Here is a 24,950-nt window from a genome sequence, read left to right as displayed (position 1 = left end):
TCACCGCGGCCGAAATCGAAATGCCAAACCGCTTGGCGGCAGATCGGCGGCTTTCACCACCCAAAACCGCCGCTACAACCCGCTCGCGAAGATCATTGGAAAGAGGTCGGGTCATCAGATGCTGGCCTCCATTCCCAGCCAGCATCTTGMATCACACAACCGACAAATCGGGAATCCCCTTCGATTCCATCAAAGCGTGAACCGCTCTAGGGTTGGGCTCGCGCTCCGGGCCTCGTGCTGGCGTCCCTCGTAGGGCTACTCTCCGCGTCTAGCGTGGCGCCAGGTCCATGACGAGATCGTTGGTCATCTTGACGGCGGCTTCGAACGCCGCCGCATTGAACTCGTTCATCACGAAAAAGGCGCCCACGCCGCGGGTCGGCGCTATGGCGACATAGCTGAACGTCCCTTGTAAGCCGCCGCTCTTCTCAAGGATCAAAGGACGGTTGTCATCAGGCAAAGTAATCACCCATCCTAGCCCCATCGCGTCCATCGGCCCGCCATCGTCAAGCCCTACGACCGACTTCAGCCCGTCTCGATAGAGAAAGGCGGCGTGATTCATGAGGCGCAGTTCCGCATTGGCTGCCGAGGGCTTGGTGTCTACATGCCAAGCGATCCAACGCAGCATGTCGTTCGCAGTCGAGTAGAGGCCGCCCGCGCATTCGATGCTCACCGGCGTCGGCGCCGTCGGCATGGCGCTCCCATCGAAAAAGTGGCCTTGCATCAGCCGCGCCTTGTCACCGGGCCGAGGGTTGAAGACGGTGTCCTTCATACCGATAGGGTCGAGTATGCGCTCCTTTAGCAGCTCGGCATAGGGCTTGCCCGCAACGTTGGCGAGTGCTGCGCCGAGCAGGTCGTAGCCGAAGTTGGAGTAGAGCACGGAGGTGCCGGGCGCAAAGAGTAGCGGGTTCTCTTTCAGAGCCGCGATCTGCGCCTCCCGAGTGTTTAGCGAGAAGGGATCCTCGGGTGGCGCGACGGGCGTCGGTACCTCGCGCGGCAGGCCGGACGATTGTGTGACTAGATCGATGATCCGCAGCTCCCGCGCGTCTATCCGTGGCAGCTCGACGTCATAGCCCAGCCGATCTTGAAGCGCGTCGGTGAGCTTGAGCCTGCCCTCGATGGCGAGGGAGGAAAGCACCCCGCCGCAGAAGACCTTGCTCACCGAGCCGATGCGGAACATCGTGTCGCGGTCCGGCTCCTTGCCGGTTCCATCGGCGATCTCGCCAAAACCGGCGAAAGCGCTCTCGCCGTTGCGCACGGCGCCCACCACCAAGCCGGGGACCTTGGTGGTGAGATTGAGGATCGTACCGTGAAACTGAAGGGCTTCTGCAAGCAGTCTATCCTCGGCCTGTGTCGGCGAGGAAAGTATGATCGCCGCAAGGGCTGGCACGGCCGAAGCTATCGGTCGGCATAAACGTGACAGGCACATCAGCCTTATCCTTCTACTGGGACGCCATGAAACCTAACACGGTGTAACAACAGCAAATAGCCATCCGGACAGGTTCGAGAAATGCCGGCGACGGTTGAACCGCTATCCACGAGTGGATCATAGGAACGGGGTCGAGCCGGCGGTCGAGGGCGCTGGACAAGCTCGGCGAGACCCTGTGGAAGCTCTGGCGATATCATCCTAGGGGCCGCCGCCTGGATGTCGGGCGTCTGTGCCTCACTGAACGGGAAGCCTGCGGTCCTCCGCGTTCGCTCTCTGCCCGCACTGCGCGAAAAAGCGTTCCTGATATCAGACCTTCCACGCAACGATTGCTCTACCCTACTCGAACGCGATCGACGTCAAACCCATGAACTCCGACGACAACGACGTCATTGGTATCGTTCGTATCGCCCTCGCCCGCGGTTCACGAAGGCGTGTGTTCGGTTTGTGATGCCGCACTCAAGCCAATGAATGTCTCGGAGGAGGTCGGTTGCCGAATGGCAGCTATCACCTGGACTTGGCCCAATAGCGGACCGTCCAGTGCCGGCCCTTAGGCTGCCGACTAGCAACGCGCCGCACGGGTCGTAGAGATCAATTTCGCCGCTTCCTGAAAGCAGCATCGTCGGCACCACGATGCGCCAGAAGTCGACATTCAGGTTTCAGGCGGCCGCACGAAGGTTCGCCTTCTTCTGAGATTGGCAACTGACGGCTCCTCCCTCAGTTCACGACCGAAAACTCGAAAATTTGCCAGGGCTGATAGAAAATGTATTCGTTCTTTTCCTCGAAGGAGCCTGCGGGATTGCGGTAGACGACCGCACAAGTCCTCAGCTCAGCCGCCAGGGAAAAACACATGGTGTCCCCCTCGATCCAGGTCGGCCCGGAATCCGACCAATCGCCGATCTTGACGTTTATCTGGCCAGTCTCGGCGTCGGTGTGCGACCAGCCGGGAAGATTAGTTCCTAGCTGCCGGCTTATCGTTTCGTGACCATATATGAGCTTTCTGATCTCGGCCCCGGTCAGTCGGTCCTTCGACTTGGGATCGAGGCCGAAGGGTAGTTCGATCATGCTCCCCCTGCGCAGGCCGTCCTGTACGCGTTCGGTGTCGGCGAAGTTTTTGAACGGGAAAAGTCCCTGCATCCTGAGGATCGAAAGCGTTCCGTCTTTCGTGTCGATTGGATAGGTCTTGAGCTTGGCCATGGCGCTCGCGGCATCGGCGCCGCGCCCGAGGTGGCCATAGGTGGCAATCGACATCACAAGACCGCTATATGTGGACCAATAGTCGGGGGACTTCGGGTCCATGGCCTCGAAGGAAGTGACGGCTTCGGCGAAGCGGTCCATGTTGAACTGGGCCAATCCCGACAGGTAGCGGCGGAAGATGGTCCAGCCGGGATCGACGCGCATAGCCGTGTCGAGGAAGACCAAGCTGTCGGCGGCGCGGCCGTTGTAGATCAACGCCAGGCTCATCTCCAGGTAGTTATCGGGATCGCTCGGATCGAGTGCGATGGCGCGTTGGACATTGGCCACGGACTCGTCCGACTGCTGCCGCCAAAGCTGGAAGTCGGCAAGAACACGGTAATAGGCGGACGAAGGATGCTTCGCCGCCTCGTCGAGATAGGCACGGGTCTTAGATAGGGTTTCGTCATGCGATAGGCCTAGGGCCTTTTCCTTGGCATTGTTGCCGGCTGCATCCCAATGCAGATAGGCAAGCTCGGCAGTGGCTCGACCGAAATCCGGCTCAAGGGCAAGCGCCTGGCGGAAAAACGTGGCCGCCTTCGCGATGTCCTCGGGCGTGCCGCGATACTCGAGCTCAAGGCCTTGGAGGAAAGCCTCATAGGCCGCCGAATTGCCGGTGCCGCCGGCGATCTCGGCAGTGCGCGGTCCTTCCACCAGACGCAGCTTGAGCGCCGTGGCGATTTCGCCGACGATCTTGTCCTGCAAGGCGAAAACATCGGTCCAGGCGCCATCGTAGCGTTCGGCCCAGATATGGCCGCCGGTCGAGGAATCGATCAGTTGGGCGTTGACGCGCATATCCTCGCCACCGCGCCGCAGACTGCCTTCGAGGATGTAGCGCATACCCAGTTCCTTGGCGATCTGGGCGGGCTGCGTGGCCTTGTCCCTGTATGCGAAAGCGGCATTGCGCGAGATCACGAACAGGCCAGGCACGCGAGCAAGCTCGGTTGTCAAATCCTCGGTGATCCCGTCAGCGAGGTAACCCTGTTCCTTGTCGTCGCTGAGATTGTCGAAGGGAAGCACGACGAGTGAAGCCTTGCCATCCAATGCCGCCGGTTTGGTGGCAATGACGTCGACGGAAGCAGTTTCGCGCAACATAAGCCAGGCGCCTGCGACCAGAAGCAGGATTCCAGCCATGGCCGCCATCCACGGCCAAACGCGTTTGGCTTCCATCGCTGCGGTCCGTCTCTGCGGCACGCCGTCGAGCTTGACGCGGAAAGCCAACACGGGTTCGACGATGTTCTTGACCTTCTGCTCGCCCATCGGCTCGAAGCCGAAGGCGAGCTTCTTCTCGACTTCCTTGGCCACCTTGCCCGACACGCAAATGCCGCCGGGATCAGCCAGCTGTTCGAGCCGTGCTGCGATGTTGACCCCCTCACCAAAACGGTCCTCGCCCTCGACGATCACCTCGCCGAGATTGATGCCGATGCGCACCAGGACGCGCTGGCCCTGTGGAATGTCGGCATTGCGTTCCGCCAGCCCGCGCTGCAGGCTGACCGCGCATTCTACTGCATCGACGACCGAGCCGAACTCGGCCAGCATCCCGTCGCCCATCAGCTTGAATATGTGCCCGTGATGTCGCGCGATCTCGGGCTCGAACAGCTCTTTCCGGCCCGCCGTCAGCCGCTCATGGGTTCCTTTCTCGTCGCGCTCCATGAGCGCCGAGTAGCCGACGACATCGGCGGCGAGGATGGCTGCCAGCTTGCGGTCCATCGGGTCTTAGGTCCCGGGGTGGGCAGTCTACATACCAGAAAATGGGACAACCGGCACTATGAGAAGATCTCACTAGGTCCCAGCTGACGCTTGCGAAGGGTCCGCCTTGGGCCTTGGTTGTGTCAAAACGTGTCACACAGCCAGGGCCAATAGCCGAAGTTGCGGGCGTTCTTATCGCTGTCATTTTGGATGCGAATGTGCTCGAGACAGGTGCGTATGTTCGCAAAGGAGGCATTGGGGTTAGCTAAAGTCGACTTTATGGCGTCGCGGAACCATGCGGAACTACAAGGGAAGATTTCTGATTTTGGCCTCCGAAAAAGTGTCAATGAAATCAATGATTTCAACACGCCCTCCGGCCTACCAAGTTCTTTTTTGGACAATAGGCGGTCAGTTCGGCGCGGCGGAAAGAAGCAGGATGGAGCGTAGAGTCGACATTGCAGGAGGATGTAGCGGCGGTTTCGACCGCGTACCTCTGGTTGCGCCCACCAAGCAGCAGTGAATGTGCTACATATTGTGATACCTATTGTGATACAAATCGGCTGTTGAAGTCGTTAAAAAGCGAATAGAAACAATGGCTTGTGGTCTACGGCGATCCCAGCCAACGGTACCACTTCTTTCCTCAATAAATTGAGTAGTTTGTCGCATGGGGTAGGGGCGTCCATACCCCGTTTCATGTCGCGCCATGTTGCAAACCACTACCGTTGATTTCCAGGGGCTTCCTGCGACTATTGGCGAGTCCGTGCGACATAGGACGCGACATGGGTGAAGGGTGTATGGGGTGCACGACAACAAGCCTAAGAAGCACCATTACATCCTGGTTTTCTATCTCAAGCGGTGGGTGACGGCGGACGATCGCATTTGCGAATTCAGTCGCCCATACCTGAAAGTTGTTCCTCGCCGCACCCATCCTGGCGCCGTCTGGCGCTACAGCCAGCGCGACATGATCGGCATGTCCGCTTGCCTCCTGATGGTCGGCATGGCTCCTATCTGCTGCTTGTGCTAGCCATACGAAAAGCCCGTCCGTTCACCTTATTTTGCGTGGCAAATAGCTGTTGACCTTGGTTTATCTGTCCAGAAAAGTTCTTGGGAGGGGCAGATGGAACGTTTCCGACGGTTCGACTTTCGCAGTGCGATCATGCTTGTTGCTAGCATGGTGATTTTCCCTCTTTTGATCGGCAGACCGTTCTTTCCTGCTTGGTTCAAGCCGTACGCGCTCCCACTGGCTCTCCTCATCCTTATTGGAATGTTTGGGATGGTGGCTCTTTACAATAAAGTCTCGACCGGTAACGCGCTGCCCGGGCCGAAAAACGTGAATATGAAGCGCTCTCACATTGTTGTATTAATATTGATATTCGTCATTCCCGTATTGAAACTTCTTTTTCATTTAATTCATGGCTAGACCAAATTAGAGCCCCAGCGCGCGTTCTGCCCTACATTCGTCATTCCAACGAGATAGGATCGTAGTCGTAGGTTTCCCGTCATTGTGCATGATGGCAGGCTGAGGCTGAGGGAGTCAGCGCCCTAGCGTAGCGCCTCAGATGTTCCTCTCGAAGGTATGAGCCACGATCGGATCTGGCGTCGATAGCTCAAATCCTTTGGCTGCCATAAAGGTCAGAACGATAGCCACAGCTATCGATGCAATCACGGTGGCGGTGCGAGCTATGATTCTCATGATCTCTACCCATGTACGCGGCGCAAAGCTCCAGCAAATTCTCTCGGACGGGTAGGTCCGCCCTCTAAGGTCGGGATGCTCGCGGCGGATTGCAACTAACCCTTAGTCTAGGTCCAGCTTCGGCGCACTTGGCAATGCGGGTCGGAAGCGGCCAGCGTTTCCCTATCCCTTCGGCAGCAGCACCGGCATTTCAGAAAAGCACCAGCCAATTTGTGCTCCGCTGGGCGGAGCCGCGCCGCTAGAGCTAGTGGTCCAAAAGAAAGGAGTGGACAACGCACCCAGGGCGGGTTGCGTTTGCGCTCGACTGGCGCAATCCTCACCTAGGGGAAGTGAGGAAGCATGAGCAGCTTGGGCTTGTGGGTCATACTCGCGACGGCGATCATGGCGATCCTTTACCTGTTGTCGTATGTCTCGATCACGATGTAAGGAGATGGCCGAGGCGTGCTGCATTTGTTGACGGTCAGCGCCCCTTCTTCACCTTCGGCGTGATCTCCCCGATCCGCACCTTGTTCTGGATAGCCAGCATCGAGGCAGCCGGTCGGAAGCGCACCACGGTAGACAGCTATCGCTCGCACCTTGAGCTGCACATCGTACCGTTCATCGGGAATCTCAAGAGCTTACAGCGCTGAACATCGCCGCTGCACGCTCGTTTGGGGATCAACTATGCGCAGCGGTCGTTCTCAAGCGATGATCCGAAAGGTTCGCTCGCACTGGTGAACTCACTCGGGGTAGCCCCCAACGTCCTCCGGCCCTGGCTTGTTGAAAAGGATAAATACCAAGGGATTGCCGGGCTCGGACATTGCATCGCTGCGCAGGCCCGATATCTCTCCAGCCACGCCGCTTGCGTACTCCGCAACCACTTCGCCGAAGCTATCGCGCTGTATGGCCACCTTCTGTCCGGCTTCGACCTTGTCGTTGAGCTTCACCAGATGCTCGACGAGCCCGCCGGCGGTAGCCAGGATCGGGAACGCACTGTTGCCGACAAAGACGTCCACGTCCTTGCCCGTACGTCCCATCGGGCCGGCAACGATGCCGTGATGCTTGAGGACGTTCATCGTGCCTTCCACGAACAGGGAGATCATCTCGAGGTCCAGGACACGTGCAGCGCCGATCTCCGGACAAAAGGACGGAATGCCCGCGTCGATGAACGCGTTGTGTAGGACACTGGGATACACATGATTGTCGAAGATCTGGCCGACCGGGTAAAGCTCCAGCATTGCCTTGATCTCGGGCACATCCATGCCGCCAATGTTGAAGGCCGCGACATCGAATCCGGTTGTCCCGGTATGGAAATCGATCGCGAAGTCGGCGTTCGGCCGGAGCAGCCGGTTGAACAGGAGCCCTGCGTGCCGGCTGGCCGCGGTGACACCGTTCTCGTTCCCGGGCCATTCCCGATTCATATCGATCAAGTCAGTGCCCCTGCCGAAATTGGGCCATCTGCGCTGCATGCCTTCGATGGCCGGGCGGGACACGTCCGTGACCGCCATCACGGTGCCCGACATCTGCGCTGGGTCGAGCTGGCTCATCACGGTCTGGATCGTATACACGGAACTCATCTCGTCGCCATGCACGCCACTGACCAACACGCCGCGCTTGCCCGGCTTTGCCCCCTTGGCGACGGTCACCGACACATACCAGTGCTGTCCGGTGGGCATCTCCACGCCCTGGAAATACAGAAGGTGCTTCTTGCCGGGTTCCAGGTCGTTGACGTCGAGCGTGCTGACGACTTTCTTCCCCTGGATCACATCGCCGACATAAATCGTCGCCGATGGCGCACCCACTGCCGGAGCGGACGAGGAAGTCGCCGAGTCCTCGGCGTTCGCGGCGCCGGCGTTGGCCGCCAAGGCGGCCGCGGCGCCGACCGTTGCAATGGATGCCATTATAAGATCGCGTCGATCAATGCCCTTTACAGATTTGTCCGACATGATGGGGCCTTTTTGCAGAAAATCCCCCGCGACTTCAAAATACTGGTATGCCGCCGAACACGCAAGCTGTCATGATTTCTGTGCCGTAAGTACAGGAGTTGTCCGGGTTGGGTATCACACAATTTGTCCGGTTTGTCGGAACTACGCGGAACCCATGTCGGCAAAGGGAGGAGTTCTGCGCCTTTCCGGGCTTGATCCCGCGCGTGCACCGCGTGGCGGTGACCAGCTCGGGCACGCTCGACAGCCTGCCGCACAATGGCGCCGTGGTGTCGTTGCTTGCCGCGTGCGGCACAACGCACAAGGCGAGCTATCTCGACATCGTCATGGTCAGCGTCGTCGGTCCCCTGGTGTTGGTGGTCGCGTTTGGCTCCTTTTGAGACGAAGATCATCCAGACCCGGGGCCTGCTAGAAGCTAGTCCCTTGACAATACGCTTTTCGAGGAACTGATTCTACGGAAACCAAAGCAACGTCACGGAGAGTTCCATGCCTCGTCGCTTGTTTGCTTGCCTGGGTCTCGTTCTCAGTCTTGTCGTGCCTCTGGCTCTGCCGGCGCCCGCCCATGCCGTCACGATCAACATCAATATCGGCACCAGCCTCAACAATGGCCGGGCGATCACATGCCGAGAGGGCGAGAGACTGCTGCGCAGCCGTGGTTTTTGGGACGTCCGGCGAGTGGATTGCCGCGGGCGCCTTTTCACCTATCGGGCACGCCGCGCCACCGGACTGTTTGAAATCGGGTTGAACGCGCGCAATGGCCGTGTCGTAGATCTGCACCGCATCAGGCGGTGACCTCGTCGCGGGTCCGGCCACCGCGGCCGGCCGTTCGAACCGGCGAAACAATCGCATGAGGCGCCCGTCGCAAGCAGCGATCACTTCCTGGCGCGCGCGGCAAGATGTTGCTTCAGTTGCGCTATCTGGACGGCCGACCACCCTTGCGGGTCAGTCACGGCGAGCCACGCATTGACGTAGTGTTCGGGCGCAAAAACATGTCCGTAGCCCATCGGCGAGTTGGTCGACACGGCCATGTCGAGGGCGAGCTGCAGCATCGATACGACGGGGTACCACCGCAGCTCCGGCGAGACGTCCGGGCCGCGCGGCGCATTCATCCAGGCCGGACGGCGATAGAAATCGCTATAGGCGAAGAACGTCAGTGGATCGCTCGCATACTGGAGGTAGACGATGCGCAGCGGACCCCAGGGCGCGTCCCTCGGACCGGGGTCGCCGTTCTGGTTCATGAAACGGACAAAGGACCCGTCCCGGAATTGCGGCAGCCAGGCCGGTGACCCGGCATTGCGATGCTCTGTCACGCTGCGCCAGATTCTGCTCTTGAACGGCGGACCGCTCCACAGAGCCCCCTGGACAGGGTCACCAAGCATCTCGAAAAGCTCCATCGATCTCTCGGAATTCATCGCTCCCAAGCTCAGGCCATGCAGATAGAGTTTCGGCCGACTCTCGTGCGGGAGCGTCGTCCAGTATCCATAGACTGCGGCAAACAAAGCATTTGCGGCCTCTGAGCCGTATTCCGGCTCGAGCAGCAGCGCTAGCGGGCTCGACAGGTAGGAGTACTGCTGGGCCACGCTCGCCACGTCGCCGTGGTGGAGATACTCGACCGTATCCATCGCAGAGGGATCGATCCAGCCGGTGCCGGTGGGCGTGATGACGACGAGTACGGAGCGTTCGAAGGCGCCGACGCGTTTCAATTCATCGAGGGCGATTTGCGCCCTTTCCTCCGCCGTGTCGGCGGCACCGAGCCCGACATAGACCCGGATAGGTTCGAGCGCATCGGCGTGCGTGAACGCACGTATCTCGGCGGCGGTTGGTCCTGTCGCGATGAATTCGCGTCCTGCTCTTCCAAGTTCTTCCCAGCGGACGAGGGAAGCCGAGCTGCCGGTCTTGAGCGGAGATTCAGGTTGCGGCCGGTCCGGCTCGATGAGGGCGTCAACTGCCGCGAAGGACGAATCGGCCAAGTGCAGCGCGTAGCGGAAGAGCACGCCGTTTGCCATCGTCCAGAACAACAGTATTGCGACTGCGAAACCGATCACCTTCGAAACCCTGCGTGGGACGAAGCGGCCCGACCTTTCTGAAAACCAGCGGGAGATACCTTTGAAGAGCCTGGCAAGCGCGATGACCACGAGGAACGTAGCGATCGCGATGAAACAGACCTCAACCGGATGCGCGCTCGTCACGGGTTCGAGCTGCATCAGTCGACGGATCGAGTTCTGCCATTCCGCCGCCCACCACAGAAACAGTATGGCGATGACGGCGGAAGCGGCCGCGACAGCAATCTTGAGAGAGAGCAGAAGCCGCTCACGCGGTTCCGGCAGTTCCATATAGGTCCATAGCCATCGCCAGGCGACTCCAATGCCGTATCCGACGGCGAAACATGCCCCGGACAGCACGCCTTGGGTCAGGTAGGTGCGGGGAATGAGCGTCGGAGTAAGCGAGGCGACGAAGAACAGCGTGCCCAAAACGAGGCCGCCGGCGGAAAGCGAGCGCCAGAACCTTGTCACCCAGCTGCGCATACGGCCGTTTCGCTTCCCTTTGGGATGGATTGTCTCGGATGAATACGAGAGGCATCATGGCTCGCTCTCGCGTTTAATAGAAGGACGCAGCTGCTGAAATATCCGGTTGCCTCGTCCGGCAAGTCGCAACATGTACTCGGTTGAGCGTCGACCTTTCGCGCCGACGCCACGACCGCCAGCGTAGTCGCCTGCGACGTCAGCTTTCAGGAAGCGGCAAAGCTGGCCTCTACAGTCGAGATGCGGCGTCAAGTTGCCCGTTCCAGCAGCCGGCTCAGGCGGCAAAATCTGACTCCATTGTCGACCTCAGCCCGGACAAGTACCAATTGCAGGGTCTTCAGGAAGGAAGAAGCTTCGCCGCTCGCAAGGGGTGAGTTCGCGAGGAACGGTGCGCCGGGCGAAGTCAATGAGGTCCTTGGGTGTCTGGAAGACGCGAACGATGCGGACCCTTTCCTGGCCGGAAACAATTGCGATCTGGGTGCCGTCCGAACTGAAAGCTGCGCGTGTGAGGCCCGGTCGAACGGTCGCTTCGTCCTGGCTGGCAAGGACGGCAATCTGGCGCCCCGATTGCGTCGCCCATAGCCGGACCGTGCGATCTTCGGACGACGCGGTCACGACATACAAACCGCTGGGACTGAACTGGGCGCTGCCCACCGCGCCGCCGTGGCCCCTAAGAACGGCCATTTCCCGTCCGCCCGAGACGCTCCAGATCCGGACGGTTCCATCGCCTGAGGCCGTCATCAGCGACTGACCGTCGGGGCTGAAGGAGACCACCGTCACCTCGCCGGTGTGTCCTTCTAGCTTTACGACGTTTGCTCCGTCCGCTGTCGACCAAATTCGGGCCGTATGGTCGAGTGAGCCCGTGGCGACCAGTTGACCGTCTGGGTTGAAGGCCGCTGCCGTGATGCGGTCCCGGTGCCCCACAAGGGCCTTAAGCTCAGCTCCGCCCGCCTTCAGGAGGTGGCCCGCATTGTCTTCCCTGGCCGCGAAGACCAGACGTCCGTCGGGGCTAAGAATGGCCTGCGGCAGCTTGCTGCTTGTATTGATGACGGCCAGCTCGGTACCGGTCGCCACATCCCACAGCTGGGCAGTACCGTCGATCGATGCGGAAACAAGCGATTTGCCATCGCGACCAAACTGGATCTGGATCAGTCCGCCATGTGCTCGGAACTGGGCGGTCTCGAATCCCCTGGCAACCTCCCAAATTCGGACCTGGCCCCCAAGAGAGGCCGTCGCGACGCGCCTTCCATCGGGACTGAACGTCGCGCGTTGAACGATCTCATGTGTATCGAGCCGGATGATCTCGCGGCCGCTCACGACATCCCAGAGATGCGCCGCGCTGTCGCCGCCACCGGTCAGCAGGTGGATATTGTCTGGACTGAAGACCGCGAAAGTCGGCCGATATTCATGAGAGAGCGTGGTCGTCAGTGCGCCGTCGACGTCCCACAGCCGAGCTGTGCCATCGTGCGAAGCCGTGAGAAGAATGTTGCTGTCGACCGGGCTGAATTCCAGATGCTCGACCAAAGATTCATGACCGGCGATCGTCGTGACCAACGAGGCGCGTTCAACGTCCCAGATGCGGACCGGCCCATTGACGGAAGCGGTTGCCAGGAAGCGATCGTCCGGGCTGAAAGCACCGTTCATCTCTTCATCGCGTTCATCCGCACCGATATCGGCGAGCTTCAAACCCGAAACCTCCTGGCCGAGCAGGTCATGCAACGTTCCCAACGCTCCATCCCAAATCCGGGCAGCGCCATCGAGTGATACCGTGGCGATCCGCTGACCCCCGTGACTGAAAATCACGCCGTTCAATTGCGTGTCGCTCTTGTGGCCGTCCAGCTTCGCGATCTCCGTTCCTTTCGACAAATCTAAAAGGCTGGAAGTGCCGCCGTATGAAAGCGGGCCGCATGCGCCAGCCAGCAACCGGCCCCCGTCCGGGCTGAACGCCAGGCTGTAGGGCCGGGAGTTCACCCGGATTGACCGCGTCAGTGCGCCATCCGCGGTATTCCAGATCGAAACAAAGTGCTTGCGTGCCGTCGCGAAGCTGTGACCGTCCGGACTGAAGCCAGCCCGTGCATATCCGTCGCTTCTTACACTCACGACTTTTCTCCCGGTCCGAGCGTCCCAGAGCACTGCATCGCTGTTCTCCCCCGCCGTCAGCACCTGGTTGCCATTCGGGCTGAAGATTGCGGTTGGATAATTGCCTACCGGCTGCAGGATGAAGAGCTGTTCTCCCGAGATGGCGTTCCAGACGCGTGCAGTGCCGTCCCTCGCGGCCGTCAGGATACGGCTCCCGTGCGGGCTGAATTCAGCCCTCTCCACGGCCCCTCCATGACCTTTTAGAACCGCAGTTTCGGCACCGCTGGAGATGTCCCAGACGCCTGCAGTTTTATCGTAGGATGCAGTGACGATGTGATCGCCGCTCGGATTGAACGCGGCATCCGCGACGCCGGCGCCATGCCGGAAGATTTTGATCTGGTGGTGCGCCAGCAGGGCCTTGAAGAGGGCTGCCTCCGCTTCAAAGAGATAGGGCCGCTCGGACTGGTCTTTCGAGGGCAGTGCTTCGAGCGCCAACAGGATCGCAGCCTCGGTGTTGCCTGTCGCCGTGGACTGCTGCGAAAGAAAAGCGAGCGAAAGAGACTGGTTGCGCAGCGCCAGGTCGCGTTGCGACCTTGCTTCCTCCTGCGCCCTGAAGGCGACCAGTGCACCTGCGCCCGCCACGAGGGCGAGCATTATCGCCACAATCGCTGCATTGCGCGTACGGCGGGCAAGCCGGTTTGCTGCGGCAGCCGCGAGGCTCCGGCGCTCGGCCTCGCGCTCAAGGCGCTCGCGTTTTGCCTCTTCTGCGGCCTCGATCAGCGCCAGCTCTGTGTGCCGGTCCTTCTCCTCTTTCTGCCGATGGGCACGCAAGGACGCCTCGATGTATTCAAGTACGTCATCGTCGACCTCCTCCCGTCTTGACAGCATCAGCTCTTCGCCCTCCGCGAGACGTTTGCCGGACGGAAGGAGAAGCTCTCGATTCCTGCTCTCCAGGTGCCATCGGTGGGTGTCGGCCCTGAGGCGTTCGCGCGTCTCGAGGAAGTCCCGGTTTGCATTCACAATGTCACCGGCGCGCGGCCAACGGCTCAACAGTGCTTCATGTGCGACGCGGACGAAGACATGCCCCCCGGCGTCCTCATCGCTGACGAGGAGCCGTGCGTCGATCAGGGCCCTGACGAGAGCCGATCGCGCGGGAGTGCCCGCAATTTCGGTTAGCAGGGCCGGACGTGCCGTCACCGTTTCATCACTTGGACTTGCTGTGGTGAGGGCGCGCAGCACTGCGGGTAAGGCCTCCTGGATGTTGGGCGCCAGCAAGTCCACAACTTCATCGGCTCGGCGCGCGATTGCGCCTTCGAGCCCGCCGAGCGCGCGATAATGCGCAAAGGTGAGAACTCGGCGCTCGCGGCCGGCCTCGTACAACGCGTCGAGCACAAACTCGAGAAGCGGCAATGATCCGGGATCGGCAGCTGCTGCCTCCTGCAGGACATCGTCGAGCCGCCCCAACTCTGCACTCTCCTCAAAGCGGATCCCGGCAACGCCCGCCGGTTCGCGGATGATCTGCCCGATCTCTGGGCCAGTCGGCGGCAGGAGTTCGTAGCTGGAGAGGCCGTCCTTAAGCGCCGAGAAACCCTGGACCTCTCCGCAGCGGTGAAAAAAGTCCGAACGGATCGCCGCGATCACCCAGACCAGTCCGCTCGCGGCCAGCACCGCCATGAGCCGCACAAGGGCCTCGCGCGTCGCCGGCTGCCTCTCTGTCGTGAACAGCTCCTCCAACTGATCGATGGCGACAAGCAATCTGATCTGCGTGCGGGCCGACCCGGCGGCCTTGCCAAGTGCCTGTCGGACCATCGCCATCGCCCGATCCGGCGCGCTCCTGCAGAGCAGAGCAAACTCCGCGGCTGTTACTTCGCGAGACAGCTCCGGCAGAGCAGCTTCGCTAAGCAGTGCCACAGCCAACACGGCGAATGCATCCGGTCCTTCGGAGAGGCGGATCAGGCAGCGACGCCACAAAGATATGCCCGCCACGGCTCCAGCCCGGGTCAATGATGGCAGCAGGCCAGCGCGCAGGAGGGAAGACTTGCCGCAACCGCTCATTCCGTAAATGAGAAGGAATGCCGTGCCGCTAGCTGCCTGCCGCTCCAGTCTTGCAGTGCAGGCAGCAATCGCCCGCGCTCGGCCGAAGAAGAGATCGGCATCTTCGAATTCGAAGGCATCGAGACCGCGAAATGGCGACCTGACCGGTTCTTCCGAAGCAAGGGGTACCCGGTAGACGCGCAAGGCACGTGCTACGTCCTTCAGCTTGTGCTCGCCGAGATCGATGAATTCCAGCGAGAGCCGGTCTCGAGCCTGGGCCTGGACCGCTTCCGTGACGCAAATCCCGCCCGGTCGTGACAATGTTTGCAGATGAGCGGCGACCTCGACGGCCTCGCCCGCGAGGTGGTCGCCCTCGGCGACGACATAACCCAGGTGGACACCGATGCGGAAACGCAGCCGCTTTGTCTCGGGAATTTCGCAGTTCCGCCTATCGACCTCGTGCTGAATCTCGCCCGCACACCGCATCGCCTCGACAGGGCCGGTAAACTCGGCGACCACACTCTCTTCGGTGCTCCAGAACACACCGCCTGCATGTTGAACCAGCAGCCGATCGATGATCTGCCTGTATGCCCGGAAAGTTGCAGCGGAGATCCGCTTATCCTTGCCTGTCGGCTGGCCCCCAGCGGCCACTTGGGCTGCCAGGACGGTGGCCATTCTCGGTCCAGCATTTGAGGGAAGGACCAGCCTATAACCGCGCCTCGGCACTGTCTGCACGACGGCCTGCCGACCGTCGTTGAGCGCCGCACGGATCTCGTGAATGCATTGCACCAGGCTGTCGTCGGTCACGGCTATGCCGTTCCAGACTGCCTTCATCAGGTCGTCCTTGGTGATGACGCGATCAGCGTTCTCCAGAAGGTGACGAAGCACCGCGAAGGTCTGGTGGCGAAGTGCGATTGTCCTGTTGGACTTGTCGCGCAAGGTCTCGCTGCTCAGATCGGCGGTAATGCCGTTGAGTACGAACGTCGTGGGCGGCGAGCTATTCAAGCCGGTTCCCTCACGCACGAAGCCGCAGTCCAATTCTTCGATCTTAGCACGGTTCGCACTGCGAAGAGTCATCGCCATCCAGACCGGCGGGGAGCGCAGATTTCGGCGAATGATCGGAAGCCATTCGTGACCAAAGAGACGCCTCGGACCGACAATTGCATTCTCAGCGGGAGGCTCGCCATGGACTACTTGGTGCGGATTGCTCGATCTGCGGGTGCAAGACCGGTGCCACGGCTCACGAGCCTCTGCCTGCTCAGTCTGTTCTTCGCGATGGCGTCACAGGCTCACTCAACCGACCGTCGCGCGGACGACCTGACCGAAGTCGATCTGCAATTGATCCTTGCCGTGGACGTCTCGCCATCGATGAGCAAGGTTGAGCAAAGAGTGCAACGCGACGGCTACGTCGATGCTTTCCGCCACGCAGACATCGCGAGGGCAATCAAGTCGGGAGAGCGGGGCAGGATCGCCGTGCTCTATCTGGAGTGGGCGGGGCCACGTCAGCAAACAGTCATTATGCCTTGGACAATTGTCGAAAGCCTCGACGACACTCTGACTTTGGCAGACAGGCTCGCGGCGCTGCCGTTGACTGAAGGCCGCGGAACGTCGATTTCCGGCGCATTGTCGGCCGCGAATGATCAGTTCGCGAAGAGTGGCTTGCGCAGCCCGCGCAGGGTTGTTGACGTATCCGGCGACGGACCCAACAATGCCGGAGCGCTCCTTGACCCCATCCGGCAGGTTCTTTTTGCGGAAGGCGTGACAATCAACGGGCTGCCTATCGCAATGCCCCGCATTGGCGGGGCCGACGGGTTTGCGATGTACGACCGCTCCAACCTCCAATCCTATTTCGAGCGCTGCGTCATTGGCGGGCCAGACGCATTTACAATCGGCGTCACCGAGACCGCTATGTTCGCCATTGCAGTCCGTCGAAAGCTGGTGCGTGAAATCTCCATGAACATGGGTCAGGTGATCCACGCCAGCTACACCGTGCGTTCAGACCGCACGGTCGATTGCAATGGGATCGCTCAGGTGCCGGGCCGGTAGCGATAGGCGATTGGGTGGCCGCGTTGTAAAGGGTGGCAGCAACGCGCACCGCTGCCTACAGTCAAATTGAAGTTGCTTGCTGACCCAGGGCCACTGGCTTGCCATGCGGTGTAGTCAGGTAGGCGTTTCGCCAATCCTGTTGGCGTCTGTCCACCTCGGCCCGTAGGGCGAACTGGCTCCTGTCCAGTATCTGCTCCAGAGCGCTGAGAAAGGCCCCGTAATAGATCGCGTCGGGGTCCATGGCTGGATCGGTCGCCCGTCGATCAAGCTCGGCGCCCAAGGTCTGAGACCAATCCGCGGCTTCGATCTTTCCGTCGGTGATGAGCAGTTCGACCAGCGCAATGACCTGAGCGTGCCATTGCTCGGAGAAGACAGGTTCGCCATCGCGATGGCGCCGCGCGCGACGGGCGATCTCAGGCCGGCTCAAGATAGCTGTCCCACATGTCGATCCGCAGGCTGTCTGCGCTGTCGCCGGCTTCAGGCCAAAGATCCGACATGCGAAACCGCACGACGTATGTGTGCTCGCGCCGTATCGTGCCGACAGCTTTCTCGTCGGGCAAAGGCTGTGGTCCGTTCACGCTGTCGACAACCCCGGGTCGGCCGCGGACATACCCAGCCAGCCGCGTGTGCATTGTGGCGACGTCGCGCCGTGCCACAATCTTGTCGCCGGCCTTGAACCTTGCCCCTGAGGGCGAGACCTCGACCGCAGGCCTGGGCGCCTCGTATTCGAAGGTTCGACTTGAGGCCCTGCCGTCGAAGAACTCCTGAACGCCCGCGACGCCTTCATCCACAGACGTGACCATCATGGCCAGAATCCACTTCTCAAAATAGTCGAGGCCGAGGTAGGCGTCCGGGGGAAGCCTTTCCAAGACGTGGCGATACCAATCGAGCGTCCAGCCCGTGCGATCCGTCGTCAGCTTTTTCATCGACATCATGGCGATCGCCCATGTGCGCGCCTTCCATTCATCGGAAAACAGAGGCGAGTCATCTTCTGCGACGTTCGGGATCGGCCTGAACCCTTGCCTGCCGCCGAGGTCGTGTACGGTATCCATCACCCCACCTGCCGCTTTGGCGACAGGTCCCTCATCGTCCCGATCATTGCATTGCGCGTCACGAGGCCGGCGAGGTCCTCTTCGGTCCAGCCGTCCGTCCCCTTCGGACGCTCCGGGACCACCATGTACCGACGGTCTGAAGTCGAGTCCCACACCGTGACCTGAACCTTGTCCGGCAGGTCGGTTCCGAATTCGGCGAGAACGCCACGCGGATCGCGGACCACTCGTGCCCGGTACTCGGTCGACTTGTACCAAGATGGAGACATTCCCAAGATTCCAACCGGATAGCAGGAACACAAGGTACAGACGACAACGTTGTGGATCTCCGGCGTGTTGAACACTGCGACAAGGGGGTAATCCTTCCTGACGCTTGGGACGATTTCCGAAAACGCCTCGGCCGCATGTTTCGCCAGGCGTTCGGCGAACTTGGGATCAGTCCACGCCCGCGCGATGACCTTGGCTCCATTCATCGGACCTACGTTTTCCGAGTAGTCGTCGAGCCACTTGTCCACGGCGTCGGCCGCCAGAAAGCCTTTCTCGACCAGAACCGTCTCCAGTGCTTTCAGGCGAAGCGCCGGTTCAGGCGGAAGATGGCTGTGCAATTCCCGATGAAGTTTGGCAACCTTGTCGGAATCGTATGAACTCACAGCTGATCTCCCTGAGTATCATCCTTGCTTCGACCGCGCCCGGGGGCCCTTAAGGGTTGCGTGGCTAACTCCTTGCCGACCATCAAGGACCAGACTATTGGAGCAGTGCACTCGAGTCATTCAATTTCTGACCTTACGTCAGCTTGGAGGTCGAAGCCGATGTCTTGCAGCTTTGAGCCCCGCAAGCGGCGATGCGCCCGGCCAAGATCGCATCGTCTACGGCGCGCGATACCTTGAAAATCGTCACCATTTGACGATGCCGACGCCGGCGATATTGTGAACCGCATGACCGACCAGCCCAAGCACCAGGATGACGATCCCGATCGCCAGATCGATCGCCAGCAGGAAACAGGTTTTGAGCGCAGAGTTCCCTTGCCCGCTGGCTACCGACAAGGTGTCATCTCCGCGATCACCGTGCTGCTCGGATTTTCGCTTCTTTTCCTGCGGTACTGGAATTTCGAAGTCGAGGGCGGATGGACGTTTGCCTCGATCCTGGCGACGCTGCTGCTGGCACTGGCCATCGTCCTTCAGTTCGTTGCGCTGTGGCGGTCTTTGCTCCCACGAGACGATGACGAGCCGGTTTATCAGGTCACGCTGCGCTGGTTCCTCGCCTCGATCGTCGCGCTCCTTGCGGGTGTGCTCCTCGCCGGGCTGACGGCTTCGCACGTCTTCAATCTTTGATCGATTGCCAGGCCCGCGACTGCCGCCGTCCAGCCCTGGCGCCTGTTTCGCCTCGGGTGGTTCCGCCCGAGCCGAGCTTCCCCTAGATCGGGCGGCCCCTCGCTGCGGGCCGGCGCTTCGTGGCGGCGAAAGGCGTTAAGCCTTGCGCAATCTTCGCGGTCTATCTTCAGGGGCAGATTGGCGAGGGAACATGAAACGCAAGCCGCTTCTGCTTTTTGCCTTCCCGTTTCTCATTCTTGCGATCCTGGCTGGGGAACGCATGGCAGCCTTCCTGCTCGGAGCCTATCCAGCCAGCCCCACCGCGTGGTGGATATGGCTTGAACTGCGCCCTTTGTCGACGATGCTTTGGCAGCAGGTCGATGTCTATCTGGGTGGCTCGATGGCCGTCGACGCCGCCGTCCTCGCCGCCGCATCGATCGTCTGCTGGATGGCGTGCCAGACCCGAAGGTCGGCTTTCTTCTTTCTCACCAACCACGTCGCCCTGCTCTTCGCCGGGCTGATGATCGCGGTCGGCAGCCATTCCGAAACGGCGAGCACGATCGCTGCGTTCACCTCGCCCGGCGGTCTTCCGTTCTCGCTGGCGATGGATTTCACCTTGAAGAACAGCCTTGTGCTGCTTCTGGGCACCGCGGCCTGTGCGTACTGCCACATCGTCTTCCTCGCCGAAGCGCGGGCGCGGTCCGAAGCCCGGACCACCCGCATCATGGCCCTGCAGCGCGATCTCTAATCAATTCCGCGATCTCTACGGCAATTCCAGGAAAAGTGTGAAACGGTTTCCCGGGAAAAGCGCGTAGCGCTTTCCCTTGGGGAGTCGCGTCAGAACAAAGCGTTAGAGCGGGCGCCACCCGCCACCTGCGCCCTGCCAAAATCCATGCCCTACGAGGTCTAATTGATCCTCTTGTAATAGACCTTGCCGTCAGGCTGCTGGATGCGCTGGTAGTTGGAGCTTGGGGGAGGGGGCGACGCCGGCGCGGCCCTCTTCCTGGGCGTGATACTGGGTTCGCTCGCGCTTTCGCCTTGGAGAGCTTCGGGCGCTTCCGCCAGCGTGCTGGTGGTCATCTCCGGCGGCTCCACCGCACCCGGCGTGGCCTCGTCGCCGGCGATCGGCCTAGTCAGTGCCAGCTGGGCAACGTTGCTATTGATCTCGTTGAAGCTGCCTTGCAGTTGGCTGTCCAGTTTCTCGAACCGGCTCTGGAAGCCGTTGTTGACCGTGTCGAGCCGTGCCGCGATCCGCTGCTCGAACGCCCCGAGCTGCTCCAGCCGCGCTTCGACGAAACGCAGGTCGCTCATGCCGCGATAGAGATAGATCGCGGCGGCCATGTTGATCGCAGTGACCACCAAGGCACCGCTGGCGACGAGAATGGCAATGGCCCTTGCCTTGCTGGGTCTCTCGATGACGACGACCTGTTCGCGCTGCTCCTGTTGTCCGATATCGATCGCCGGCATGTCCGGTTCGCTGAGCATCGTCATTGGACCACCACCTTCGCGCCGACCGCGACGCGCTTGAAAAGATCGATCACATCGGTGTTTGTAAGCCGAAAACATCCCGATGTCCCGTCGAACCCGACACCAGACGGATCATTGGTGCCGTGTATCCGGTAGAGTGTGTCGCGACCGTCACGAAGCAGGTAGAGCGCCCTTGCGCCGAGGGGGTTGTAGGGCCCGGCGGGCACCATTTTCGGCAGCTCCGGCTGGCGGGCCCGCATTTCCTGCGGCGGGCGCCACTCCGGCCATTCGGTCTTTGCCCCCACCTTGACGACGCCGGTCCAGCCAAACCCGTCGCGTCCGACGCTGATCTGGTAGCGGAGCGCCTGGCCCTGGCGGGTCACCAGGTAAAGCGCTTTCTCGTTCTTGCGGATGATGATCGTTCCTGGCTGCTCGGTGGTTGCGAAGGCAACCGTCTTGCGCAGGCTGGGGCCCATCGCCGGCAGCGGCGGCATATCCGAAAGGCTCGATCTCGCCTGGGCGAAGTCCTGGACGGATAGCGCCAACGCCGCGCCCAGCAGGCTGGCGTAGGCCAACCCCTGGACGATCCGGTAGCTAGCGTGCAGCGTCATCGAGCCGCTCTTTGAACATCCGCTTCAGGTCCTTGTTGAAGCGCGCCCGCCCATCGACTTCGGAAGGCAGGATCGCACGATTCAAGGCGTCGGTCAGCAGCGCATTGTCCAGCGGGACCGACTTGATATGCGGCGCCTTGAAGATCTTCTCGAGCTCGCTGCGCGAGAAGTGGTTGCCGAACCATTTGCGCTTGTGCTTGTTGGCGACCAGCGTGATGTTGACCGCATTGCCGCGCAGCTCGCGGATCTTCGTGTAGAGCCGCTTGCCTTGCCGCAGCGAAGCGACGTTGAGTTCGAAGACGATGAAGATCTCGTCGCTCGTCGACAGCACGGAGTTCTGCCAGGGCGTTTCGATGTTCGGCAGATCGATGACGATGTCGTCGAAACGGTAGGCGACCAGGTCCAGCAGCCGGAACACGAAATCGCTGCCATGCGGCTCGAAAGGCAGTTGCGGCCTTTCGAAGGCATACATGGTGAGGCCGGACGGGCGCGACAGCTTGATGACATCCATCAGTTCGACATCGAGCCGTTCCGGCTGGCCGATGATGCCGGCGAGGTCGAACTGGTTGAATAGGTTGAGATAGGCGCCGCAATTGGCGCTTTGGAAATCGAGATCGACCAGGCAAGTGGAAGCCGCGCGTTCGGCCGATTTCGAGGCCAGGTGTTCGGCCGCCGACAAGGCCAGCGTCGTGGCGCCGGCGCCGCCGCTGGCGCTGACGAAGGTGATGATCCGGCTTTTCGTTCCCTGGTTGCCGGTGTCGTGGAAGGTCACCGCGTTGAGCAGTTCCTTGGCATCGAGCGGCTTGTGCAGCCAGTCGGACGCGTTCATGCGCACCAGCACCCGCGTCTGCTCCGACGTCAATTCGCCGGAAACTGCGATCAGCGGCACGCTTGCCCATTTGGACCGTGCCTCGACGATGCCGGCCTGGCCGAGCACCTCGCCATTGGCAAGGTCGAGGATGACGATGCCGGGACGCGTGTCGGCGGGCGGCCCCTTGAGGAAGTCGGCGGTCTCGGAAACCCTGACATCGTAGATCGCCAGCGCCTCGAGCCGCGTCGCCACCTCGCGCTTGAAGTTCGGATCCGACGAGAACAGCGCCACCTGCTTGCGCTTGGTCGGTGTAACCTTGGTGTTGATGGCATTCATGATGGGGTGCTCTTCAGATCTTCGCCCGTGACCGTGCTCAGCATGGAGGGCATTGGAATGCTTCCGAATCCGTACAGTCCGCCCAGGAAGAAGAACTGGTAGGTCCTGTTCTTCAGGTTGACGGTGATTGTCGGCACCGGTCCGCCCAATCGTGTCTGGTAGCCGAGGCCTGTGGCAGCGTAGGTGATGACAACATTGTCGCGTCGCAGGCCGGGGAAGAAGTGGCACATGCCGCGCCGCATGGTGAGCCACTGGGCTCCGGTGATTGTCGGACAGGCGTTGTCGTTGGTGACAGCCGTGTCACCCCGGAATATGCGGCTGAAATTGGCGGCGCTGAACGTGCCGCCATTGCTGCAGGCGCCTGTGGTTCCAGTGTAAGTGCAGACGAAAGGTCCATACGCGCCGGCGGCAACCGGCGCGCCAGGATTCGCGATCGGCGCGGCAGTCGCCAGATTGGTTACAACCGGATCGGAGATGGATGCCAGCCGCGCGCCGATCTGGACGGCCTTGGTCGCGGCGTTCCATTGGTAGAGCGCGTAGCCGAAATCGACGAAGCCCAGCGTCAGCGCAAACAGCAGCGACGAAACGATGGCCATTTCCACCATCGCTGTCCCATCTTCCGATTTTGCGAAACGCTTCATCATGATCAGAACCGGATGTACCGCTCCTCATGAGAAGCGTTCAAAGTGATCGGACCGATGCGCAGCAACGACAGCATGCCGATGCCGCTATAGGAAAAAGTACCCTCCACTCTGACCTTGCAGACCTTTGTCGTGGTAGAACGGTAATCTGTGGCGCCCGTAGTAGCGTTGACGGCGTCAATGCAGGAGGCGGGGGCGGCGATGGTCACCGTCACATTCGCTTTCGCCCAGCCATTGATGCGCGGAGGGTCCGTTGCTGGATTCGCGTTCCATTTGCCGAACACCGCTATGTTGGTAGCGATGTCGGCGCAATCGATCGCCGCAAGACCGTTGTCGGTGTACATCTGGCTGTTGCAGCGCGCGCCGTAACGGGCGGCATCAGAAAGTCCGGCCTCCATCAACAGCTTGTCGTGGATCAGATTGCCGAATTCGAAAACGCCCGCCGACAGGGGCACCATCAACGGTAGTATCAGAGCCGTCTCGACAATTGCGGTGCCGCGATGGTCGCGTCGAAATCTCTGGAGGTGACGGAACAGAGTGCTGATCATCGCCATCACCGGTAAAGCTGGGCTTCGTCGCGCAGGTAGTTGTCGAGTGTGCCGTTGCCGCCCTTACCGGTGATGTCGACCAGTTCGACGAAGATATCTTTCCCGTCGTGGATCGGTTCGGTGATGAAGAAACTGGCAAATCTCCTGACCGGAATGCCCGTCAAGCGGCCGGTAAATTTCAAGCCGGAAGCCTGGAGCGCCTTGCAGTCCAAGACCGCGCCGTAAAGCAACCGGCGGTCAGGAATCGAGATCGGGGTACCAGCTCCGGCCGGCGGTGTGCCTTTTTCTCCACCGACAGAGGCATCGCCGACGATGCTGTCATTGGTTAGAGGATTTCCATCGGGATCGAGTTCGTAGCGATAGACCTCATACCGCGTCGGGAGGTTGGCGCCAGTGCCAGATAGAGCCGCAGGCACAACACGCAAGGGGTGGTTGGCTGCCCAGTAGCGCGCGAAGTTCCAGTCGCCTGCGCCCATGCGGCCGCCCATCATGGTGCAGTTGCCGGCGATCTGGCAGGAGTCGCGCTCAAGCCCGATGCCCTTTGTGGGATCCGTTTGGTAGGTGACCTTGTTGCTCTTGACGAACTTGTCCCAGTTTATGGCGCCCTTGCGCACATTGACGGCAGGTCCGTCGGAGTAATTGGACGAATCGATACCGAAACGCGAGTTGATGCCATTCTCCACAGGTCCGGCGTTCTGTCCCGGCTCCGTGTCGACGCCGTCGCGTGAATAGCAATTCTGCGGCTTGGAGTCAGCGAGCATCTTTTCGAGCTGATTGGCGCCGTTGCCGAACGGCGAAGCCAGGAAAGCGAAGTTACCTGGCATGTAAGACCCGTCACCACGCAACTTGATCTGCCGGCGACGGTATTGCCTGGTCTGCGCTGCCTGCTCCAGCGTGACGCCGCCGGTGATGGTTGTATCCTCATAGGGATTGCACATGAAAACGGGCGTGTAATCGCAAACGCCTGATGTGAACCCGGCAGTCGCCACTGACCCGATGGCCCACGAATTGTTGGTGCCGCCGGGCAGGAACGAGGCTGGAAATAGTGTACCGAAGCCTTGGGGCGTAATCTTGACCTGTATGTATTTGGTCTCATCTTCGCCAATAGCAGGAGTGGAATCGGCAAGATAAGTCGCCTGGTTGGCAGTCGTTATCTGAGTGCCGTCCGTGGGGGGGATTGCCTTGAGGAAGCACCAGGAAATGCTTCCAGCGCTGTTGCATCGCGCCGTGCCGCCCGGTTGCCCGGAGCTCAGGGGAGCCCGATAGCCGGAGGTCGAGAAATTGCTTTGATTGTTGACAAGGGTTGCCATGGCGCGCTCTGACCGTGCCCATGAACCGGGAAGGCCATCAAGTTCTGCCGCTCCGGCCAGCGCAAATGCGTCGGCGGCCTTTTGCATGTCGTTTTGCAGATTGTTGGCCCGGCTCATATCGATCACCAGCACCGAAAAGCCGATGATCGCCGGCAACATGATGGCCACTAGAACGAGGGCTATACCCCTTTGATCCCGCCAGAACGCGCGAATGACTCGCAACATG

Annotated in this window: 21 protein-coding genes and 2 pseudogenes; 8 read left to right on the top strand and 15 right to left on the bottom strand. The window is 60.8% G+C overall.

Annotated elements, in window-relative coordinates; translation table 11 throughout:
- From AC1DZU_RS29590 to AC1DZU_RS29580, 3 genes and pseudogenes are all read right to left on the bottom strand, one after another.
- Positions 1-115: pseudogene (locus AC1DZU_RS29590) on the bottom strand (IS630 family transposase); the annotation flags it as partial.
- Between the two features lie 153 nt (positions 116-268).
- Positions 269-1,426 (bottom strand): D-alanyl-D-alanine-carboxypeptidase/endopeptidase AmpH, encoded by a 1,158-nt coding sequence (ampH, locus tag AC1DZU_RS29585; RefSeq protein WP_477290228.1) that lies wholly within the window; start codon positions 1,424-1,426, stop codon positions 269-271.
- Between the two features lie 714 nt (positions 1,427-2,140).
- Entirely contained in the window at positions 2,141-4,366 is a 2,226-nt protein-coding gene (locus tag AC1DZU_RS29580) for an adenylate/guanylate cyclase domain-containing protein (RefSeq protein WP_477290227.1), read from the bottom strand.
- 778 nt (positions 4,367-5,144) lie between these two features.
- Between AC1DZU_RS29580 and AC1DZU_RS29575 the strand changes: the two genes are divergently transcribed.
- The 3 genes from AC1DZU_RS29575 (at position 5,145) to AC1DZU_RS29565 (ending at position 6,667) form a co-directional block, all read left to right on the top strand.
- Positions 5,145-5,369, top strand: coding sequence for a hypothetical protein (locus AC1DZU_RS29575; protein ID WP_477290225.1), 225 nt, complete (start codon positions 5,145-5,147; stop codon positions 5,367-5,369).
- Between the two features lie 93 nt (positions 5,370-5,462).
- The gene (locus AC1DZU_RS29570; RefSeq protein ID WP_477290223.1) at positions 5,463-5,765 is read left to right on the top strand and encodes a hypothetical protein; all 303 of its coding nucleotides are present in this window, start codon (positions 5,463-5,465) and stop codon (positions 5,763-5,765) included.
- Between the two features lie 602 nt (positions 5,766-6,367).
- The gene (locus tag AC1DZU_RS29565; protein ID WP_477290221.1) at positions 6,368-6,667 is read left to right on the top strand and encodes a hypothetical protein; all 300 of its coding nucleotides are present in this window, start codon (positions 6,368-6,370) and stop codon (positions 6,665-6,667) included.
- Between the two features lie 90 nt (positions 6,668-6,757).
- On the opposite strand, the gene AC1DZU_RS29560 is transcribed toward AC1DZU_RS29565, so the two are convergent.
- Positions 6,758-7,963, bottom strand: a complete 1,206-nt coding sequence (locus AC1DZU_RS29560; protein ID WP_477290219.1) for a M14 family metallopeptidase — start codon at positions 7,961-7,963, stop codon at positions 6,758-6,760.
- Between the two features lie 203 nt (positions 7,964-8,166).
- On the opposite strand from AC1DZU_RS29560, the pseudogene AC1DZU_RS29555 reads away from it, so the two are divergent.
- A pseudogene (locus tag AC1DZU_RS29555) lies at positions 8,167-8,340 on the top strand (GntP family permease); the annotation flags it as partial.
- Positions 8,341-8,446: 106 nt separating this feature from the next.
- On the top strand, positions 8,447-8,752 hold the full coding sequence (locus AC1DZU_RS29550) for a hypothetical protein (protein ID WP_477290217.1): 306 nt from the start codon (positions 8,447-8,449) through the stop codon (positions 8,750-8,752).
- Between the two features lie 80 nt (positions 8,753-8,832).
- On the opposite strand, the gene AC1DZU_RS29545 is transcribed toward AC1DZU_RS29550, so the two are convergent.
- Both AC1DZU_RS29545 and AC1DZU_RS29540 read right to left on the bottom strand, forming a co-directional pair.
- On the bottom strand, positions 8,833-10,485 hold the full coding sequence (locus tag AC1DZU_RS29545; protein WP_477290215.1) for an alpha/beta hydrolase: 1,653 nt from the start codon (positions 10,483-10,485) through the stop codon (positions 8,833-8,835).
- 303 nt (positions 10,486-10,788) lie between these two features.
- Entirely contained in the window at positions 10,789-15,678 is a 4,890-nt protein-coding gene (locus AC1DZU_RS29540) for an nSTAND1 domain-containing NTPase (RefSeq protein WP_477290213.1), read from the bottom strand.
- Positions 15,679-15,780: 102 nt separating this feature from the next.
- On the opposite strand from AC1DZU_RS29540, the gene AC1DZU_RS29535 reads away from it, so the two are divergent.
- The gene (locus AC1DZU_RS29535; protein WP_477290211.1) at positions 15,781-16,641 is read left to right on the top strand and encodes a DUF1194 domain-containing protein; all 861 of its coding nucleotides are present in this window, start codon (positions 15,781-15,783) and stop codon (positions 16,639-16,641) included.
- 61 nt (positions 16,642-16,702) lie between these two features.
- Here the strand turns inward: AC1DZU_RS29535 and AC1DZU_RS29530 are convergent, their stop codons facing one another.
- Genes AC1DZU_RS29530 through nthA form a run of 3 tightly spaced genes read right to left on the bottom strand, consistent with a single transcriptional unit; the run spans position 16,703 to position 18,340 of the window.
- Positions 16,703-17,068, bottom strand: coding sequence for a hypothetical protein (locus tag AC1DZU_RS29530; protein ID WP_477290209.1), 366 nt, complete (start codon positions 17,066-17,068; stop codon positions 16,703-16,705).
- Entirely contained in the window at positions 17,055-17,693 is a 639-nt protein-coding gene (locus AC1DZU_RS29525) for an SH3-like domain-containing protein (protein WP_477290207.1), read from the bottom strand. Before AC1DZU_RS29525 ends, AC1DZU_RS29530 begins: the two co-directional genes overlap by 14 nt.
- Entirely contained in the window at positions 17,693-18,340 is a 648-nt protein-coding gene (nthA, locus tag AC1DZU_RS29520; protein ID WP_477290205.1) for a nitrile hydratase subunit alpha, read from the bottom strand. The genes AC1DZU_RS29525 and nthA overlap by 1 nt, the downstream gene beginning before the upstream one ends.
- 285 nt (positions 18,341-18,625) lie before the next feature.
- Between nthA and AC1DZU_RS29515 the strand changes: the two genes are divergently transcribed.
- Together AC1DZU_RS29515 and AC1DZU_RS29510 are read left to right on the top strand one after the other, a co-directional pair.
- Positions 18,626-19,021: a hypothetical protein gene (locus AC1DZU_RS29515; RefSeq protein ID WP_477290203.1), complete on the top strand. Its 396-nt coding sequence runs from the start codon at positions 18,626-18,628 to the stop codon at positions 19,019-19,021.
- Between the two features lie 190 nt (positions 19,022-19,211).
- Positions 19,212-19,748 carry a hypothetical protein gene (locus AC1DZU_RS29510; protein ID WP_477290201.1) on the top strand — a complete coding sequence of 179 codons (537 nt, stop codon included), beginning with the start codon at positions 19,212-19,214 and terminating at the stop codon, positions 19,746-19,748.
- A 158-nt stretch (positions 19,749-19,906) separates the two neighbouring features.
- Here the strand turns inward: AC1DZU_RS29510 and AC1DZU_RS29505 are convergent, their stop codons facing one another.
- From AC1DZU_RS29505 to AC1DZU_RS29480, 6 genes are read right to left on the bottom strand one after another with little or no spacing between them, the layout of a single operon-like run.
- Complete coding sequence (locus tag AC1DZU_RS29505) at positions 19,907-20,467, bottom strand: hypothetical protein (protein ID WP_477290199.1); 561 nt, start codon at positions 20,465-20,467, stop codon at positions 19,907-19,909.
- A gap of 20 nt (positions 20,468-20,487) precedes the next feature.
- Complete coding sequence (locus AC1DZU_RS29500) at positions 20,488-21,078, bottom strand: L,D-transpeptidase (RefSeq protein WP_477290197.1); 591 nt, start codon at positions 21,076-21,078, stop codon at positions 20,488-20,490.
- The gene (locus AC1DZU_RS29495; protein ID WP_477290195.1) at positions 21,062-22,225 is read right to left on the bottom strand and encodes a CpaE/TadZ family protein; all 1,164 of its coding nucleotides are present in this window, start codon (positions 22,223-22,225) and stop codon (positions 21,062-21,064) included. The genes AC1DZU_RS29500 and AC1DZU_RS29495 overlap by 17 nt, the downstream gene beginning before the upstream one ends.
- On the bottom strand, positions 22,222-22,869 hold the full coding sequence (locus AC1DZU_RS29490; RefSeq protein WP_477290193.1) for a TadE/TadG family type IV pilus assembly protein: 648 nt from the start codon (positions 22,867-22,869) through the stop codon (positions 22,222-22,224). The genes AC1DZU_RS29495 and AC1DZU_RS29490 overlap by 4 nt, the downstream gene beginning before the upstream one ends.
- A 2-nt stretch (positions 22,870-22,871) precedes the next feature.
- Positions 22,872-23,414 (bottom strand): TadE/TadG family type IV pilus assembly protein, encoded by a 543-nt coding sequence (locus AC1DZU_RS29485; protein WP_477290191.1) that lies wholly within the window; start codon positions 23,412-23,414, stop codon positions 22,872-22,874.
- Positions 23,415-23,419: 5 nt separating this feature from the next.
- Complete coding sequence (locus AC1DZU_RS29480) at positions 23,420-24,949, bottom strand: TadE/TadG family type IV pilus assembly protein (protein ID WP_477290189.1); 1,530 nt, start codon at positions 24,947-24,949, stop codon at positions 23,420-23,422.
- Position 24,950 lies beyond the last annotated feature (1 nt).

This window comes from Mesorhizobium sp. P2_A12 (assembly GCF_056405075.1).
This window is presented reverse-complemented; position numbering and strand designations above follow the sequence as displayed.

Excerpts from the sequence above, each read along its gene's own strand:
- ampH (WP_477290228.1), bottom strand. The coding sequence starts at position 1,426 with ATGTGCCTGTCACGTTTATGCCGACCGATAGCTTCGGCCGTGCCAGCC.
- AC1DZU_RS29580 (WP_477290227.1), bottom strand. The coding sequence starts at position 4,366 with ATGGACCGCAAGCTGGCAGCCATCCTCGCCGCCGATGTCGTCGGCTAC.
- AC1DZU_RS29570 (WP_477290223.1), top strand. The coding sequence starts at position 5,463 with ATGGAACGTTTCCGACGGTTCGACTTTCGCAGTGCGATCATGCTTGTT.
- AC1DZU_RS29560 (WP_477290219.1), bottom strand. The coding sequence starts at position 7,963 with ATGTCGGACAAATCTGTAAAGGGCATTGATCGACGCGATCTTATAATG.
- AC1DZU_RS29550 (WP_477290217.1), top strand. The coding sequence starts at position 8,447 with ATGCCTCGTCGCTTGTTTGCTTGCCTGGGTCTCGTTCTCAGTCTTGTC.
- AC1DZU_RS29545 (WP_477290215.1), bottom strand. The coding sequence starts at position 10,485 with ATGCGCAGCTGGGTGACAAGGTTCTGGCGCTCGCTTTCCGCCGGCGGC.
- AC1DZU_RS29540 (WP_477290213.1), bottom strand. The coding sequence starts at position 15,678 with ATGGCGATGACTCTTCGCAGTGCGAACCGTGCTAAGATCGAAGAATTG.
- AC1DZU_RS29535 (WP_477290211.1), top strand. The coding sequence starts at position 15,781 with ATGGACTACTTGGTGCGGATTGCTCGATCTGCGGGTGCAAGACCGGTG.
- AC1DZU_RS29525 (WP_477290207.1), bottom strand. The coding sequence starts at position 17,693 with ATGGATACCGTACACGACCTCGGCGGCAGGCAAGGGTTCAGGCCGATC.
- AC1DZU_RS29515 (WP_477290203.1), top strand. The coding sequence starts at position 18,626 with ATGACCGACCAGCCCAAGCACCAGGATGACGATCCCGATCGCCAGATC.
- AC1DZU_RS29510 (WP_477290201.1), top strand. The coding sequence starts at position 19,212 with ATGAAACGCAAGCCGCTTCTGCTTTTTGCCTTCCCGTTTCTCATTCTT.
- AC1DZU_RS29505 (WP_477290199.1), bottom strand. The coding sequence starts at position 20,467 with ATGCCGGCGATCGATATCGGACAACAGGAGCAGCGCGAACAGGTCGTC.
- AC1DZU_RS29500 (WP_477290197.1), bottom strand. The coding sequence starts at position 21,078 with ATGACGCTGCACGCTAGCTACCGGATCGTCCAGGGGTTGGCCTACGCC.
- AC1DZU_RS29495 (WP_477290195.1), bottom strand. The coding sequence starts at position 22,225 with ATGAATGCCATCAACACCAAGGTTACACCGACCAAGCGCAAGCAGGTG.
- AC1DZU_RS29490 (WP_477290193.1), bottom strand. The coding sequence starts at position 22,869 with ATGATGAAGCGTTTCGCAAAATCGGAAGATGGGACAGCGATGGTGGAA.
- AC1DZU_RS29485 (WP_477290191.1), bottom strand. The coding sequence starts at position 23,414 with ATGATCAGCACTCTGTTCCGTCACCTCCAGAGATTTCGACGCGACCAT.
- AC1DZU_RS29480 (WP_477290189.1), bottom strand. The coding sequence starts at position 24,949 with ATGTTGCGAGTCATTCGCGCGTTCTGGCGGGATCAAAGGGGTATAGCC.